Origin of the sequence: Escherichia sp. MOD1-EC5950, assembly GCF_002965345.1 — a bacterium.
In the GTDB taxonomy this organism is placed as follows: Bacteria; Pseudomonadota; Gammaproteobacteria; order Enterobacterales; family Enterobacteriaceae; genus Escherichia; species Escherichia marmotae.
On the sequence record NZ_PTSR01000110.1, the window covers coordinates 1 to 889 of the forward strand.

Here is an 889-nt window from a genome sequence, read left to right on the forward strand (position 1 = left end):
TGTCACGAACGGTGCAATAGTGATCCACACCCAACGCCTGAAATCAGATCCAGGGGGTAATCTGCTCTCCTGATTCAGGAGAGCTTATGGTCACTTTTGAGACAGTTATGGAAATTAAAATCCTGCACAAGCAGGGAATGAGTAGCCGGGCGATTGCCAGAGAACTGGGGATCTCCCGCAATACCGTTAAACGTTATTTGCAGGCAAAATCTGAGCCGCCAAAATATACGCCGCGACCTGCTGTTGCTTCACTCCTGGATGAATACCGGGATTATATTCGTCAACGCATCGCCGATGCTCATCCTTACAAAATCCCGGCAACGGTAATCGCTCGCGAGATCAGAGACCAGGGATATCGTGGCGGAATGACCATTCTCAGGGCATTCATTCGTTCTCTCTCGGTTCCTCAGGAGCAGGAGCCTGCCGTTCGGTTCGAAACTGAACCCGGACGACAGATGCAGGTTGACTGGGGCACTATGCGTAATGGTCGCTCACCGCTTCACGTGTTCGTTGCTGTTCTCGGATACAGCCGAATGTTGTACATCGAATTCACTGACAATATGCGTTATGACACGCTGGAGACCTGCCATCGTAATGCGTTCCGCTTCTTTGGTGGTGTGCCGCGCGAAGTGTTGTATGACAATATGAAAACTGTGGTTCTGCAACGTGACGCATATCAGACCGGTCAGCACCGGTTCCATCCTTCGCTGTGGCAGTTCGGCAAGGAGATGGGCTTCTCTCCCCGACTGTGTCGCCCCTTCAGGGCACAGACTAAAGGTAAGGTGGAACGGATGGTGCAGTACACCCGTAACAGTTTTTACATCCCACTAATGACTCGCCTGCGCCCGATGGGGATCACTGTCGATGTTGAAACAGCCAACCGCCACGG

Annotated in this window: 1 protein-coding gene; it reads left to right on the forward strand. The window is 52.3% G+C overall.

Features of this window, described 5'->3' with window-relative positions:
* Nucleotides 1–86: 86 nt before the first annotated feature.
* A partial coding sequence (gene istA / locus BEA93_RS24520) for an IS21-like element IS100 family transposase (protein ID WP_002225944.1) occupies nucleotides 87–889 on the forward strand: 803 nt, incomplete at its 3' end.